This window comes from Lentilactobacillus farraginis DSM 18382 = JCM 14108 (assembly GCF_000583655.1).
Taxonomy (GTDB): domain Bacteria; phylum Bacillota; class Bacilli; order Lactobacillales; family Lactobacillaceae; genus Lentilactobacillus; species Lentilactobacillus farraginis.
Genome location: NZ_BAKI01000087.1, coordinates 1 through 2,577, shown reverse-complemented (window position 1 = coordinate 2,577; position 2,577 = coordinate 1). Strand labels below are relative to the sequence as shown.

Genomic DNA, 2,577 nt, shown 5'->3' with positions numbered 1-2,577 from the left:
GTAACTGCTAAAATAAAGTGAGCCAATTTCGATCAATAAGGTTAATCCAAAAACGCTCATTAAGATTGAGCCACTTGGCTAAAACAATTAACTAATCCAGTACAATAGGAAGATAAATTGTGCTGGAGGTCGAAAAAGGTGAAAAAATTGGCATTATACTCAAAAATTATTGATTTAAAGAATCAAGGATTCTCAAGAAGAAGCATTGCGACGAAACTAAGCATTTCCAGAAATACCGTTAAAGCGTATTTAGACCGTGATGAAAATGAAATGTCTGAGTGGTTGGCTTCAACGCGCAGCCGGAAAAAGGCCTTGGACGACTACCAAGAAACCATTCTTGATTGGCTCAGAAAGAATCCCGATATGTCAGCAGCACAGATTGGCGATTGGTTGGAAGAACGTCATTATGGTAGCTTTGCGGAAAGTACCGTTCGGCGATATGTCAGTGACCTGCGGAAAAAATACAAACTTGATAAGCATAGTAAGCGACGCCAGTATGAAGCTGTTCCGGAATTACCAATGGGCTTACAAGGACAAGTTGATTTTGGTCAAACCTGGCAGACCACTACCTCCGGTAGTCGAATAAAGCTATATTTCTATGCCTTTGTGTTAGCTCATTCCCGTTATAAATACGTTGAATGGCAGCAAACACCGTTTACAACAGCAGATTTAATTCGTTGCTTACAGCATACTTTTAAATTTCTAGGTGGAAAACCTAAACAAATTGTTTACGATCAAGACCGGATCATCGTTGTCAGTGAAAACAATGGTGAAATTATTTTTACACGAGCTTTTCAAGCCTTTCATCAGGCAGAAAAGTTTGAAGTAATTGAATGCCGGGGCTTTGATCCGGAATCCAAAGGGAAAATTGAAAACGTGGTGAAATTTGTTAAAAACAGTTTTGCCCGAGGCCGTATTTTTAGAGATCTTAGTACTTGGAATCTTGAATCAATGGCGTGGTTGAAGCGACGAGGGAATGGCAAGCAGCATAATGGCACCAAACAAATTCCGGCAGTGGTTTTTCAAAAAGAGCAGTCCTATCTACAGCCAATCGCACAGTATCAACCAGTGACTAAACAAGTCATCAAGCGAACGATCCGCAAGGATAACACGATTATGTATCAGAGTAATCGCTATAGTGTCCCCTTTGTCCTATGACGTTCATGGGCGTAAAGTTATTCTACAAATTCAAAAACAACAGTTGCGGATTATCGATCAGGAAACCGGTGAAATCTTAGCAACGCACCAGGTCTCCCACGCCAAAGGACGCTTAATCCAGCGTTCTAATGACCGTCGAAACCGACAAATTGGAATTCCAGAGCTAAAGGCACAAGTTGTCCAAATGTTTAGCCAGGTAAAGGCCGCTAAACAGTTTGTGCAACAAATTCATGAAAAGTATCCGCGTTATATCCGTGATCAAATGCAGGTAATTTTGCGATTACAGAGCCTTTATTCCAAGAAAGAGTTAGATAAGAGTCTCCAATTTTGTCTGGATAATCAATTGGTTAGTGCTTCAGAATTTAAGACAACTTTGGCGACACTTCCCGGCTATGAAGCGCACTTGGAGCGACTGCAGGCCGAAGCAATTGAATTACCGGTTTCTCAAGCAACCAAAGAGAAGCTAAAAAGTATTCAACCAGAAGTGCGGCCATTAGCGACTTACACTCAGATACTAAAAGGAGCTCATTATGGAACAAACTAAAGAGATTCAAACCATTATGCAGGAATTGCGGTTGAGTGCCACGGCGAAGGTTATTTCAGAACTTATTCAAACCGCCAATACACATGAAGCCACCTACGGCGACTTTCTTTTATCGGTTTTAGAACACGAACAGCAAGCGCGAGCCGAAAAGGCACGCTTACGACGTTTAAGGTGGGCGGCATTGCCTTATCAGCGTTCACTGGATGAATTTGATTTGACCGTTCAGCCAGCGTTAAGTCGTAAACAAATGAATGAACTGCGTGAATTAAATTGGATTGATCAAAGCTATAATTTAATTCTTTTAGGACCAACCGGTGTTGGAAAAACTTTCCTATCCATTGGCTTGTGCGTCGAGGCAATCGAGCACGGTTACAGCGCAATCTTTCTTACGATGGGTGAGCTGATAAAAGTTTTAAAAACCGAAACAATCTCACATCAATCTCAAACCCGGCTAAAGCGTTTATATAAAGCTAATTTGATTGTTTTGGATGATTTGATGTTTATGGCCCTGAATAAAATGGAAGCTAATTTATTCTTTCATTTCATCAATAAATTGTATGAACAGACTTCATTTATCATTACGTCAAATAAAAGCCCCGAACAATGGGGCGAAGTCATTGGTGATGAGGTAATTACCGGTGCCTTTCTGGATCGAATGATCCAGAAATCCCAAGTCATTGAACTGGTTGGCGAAAGTTATCGGATTACCCATCGTCAGACAATCTTTGATGATTAGGTAATTAAAGGTAGAAAAAAGTCCTGAATATTTACATATCAGGCTTGAATAAGGGTGGCTCAACCTTAATGAGCGAAACATAGGTAAAATGGCTCAATCTTAATGAGCGAAATTGGATCAGTTGAACTTGACGGCCACA

At 40.6% G+C, this 2,577-nt stretch carries 3 protein-coding genes; all 3 read left to right on the top strand.

The features are described from left to right. The first annotated feature begins 138 nt into the window (after positions 1-138). The 3 genes from istA to istB are packed head-to-tail and all read left to right on the top strand — an operon-like array spanning position 139 to position 2,438. Positions 139-1,158, top strand: a complete 1,020-nt coding sequence (istA, locus tag JCM14108_RS13660; protein ID WP_051996236.1) for an IS21 family transposase — start codon at positions 139-141, stop codon at positions 1,156-1,158. After that, positions 1,139-1,702: a hypothetical protein gene (locus JCM14108_RS14190; RefSeq protein WP_160168519.1), complete on the top strand. Its 564-nt coding sequence runs from the start codon at positions 1,139-1,141 to the stop codon at positions 1,700-1,702. The genes istA and JCM14108_RS14190 overlap by 20 nt, the downstream gene beginning before the upstream one ends. Then, a complete protein-coding gene (gene istB, locus JCM14108_RS13655) occupies positions 1,689-2,438 on the top strand; it encodes an IS21-like element helper ATPase IstB (protein ID WP_035181506.1) in 750 nt (249 codons plus the stop codon). The genes JCM14108_RS14190 and istB overlap by 14 nt, the downstream gene beginning before the upstream one ends. Positions 2,439-2,577 lie beyond the last annotated feature (139 nt).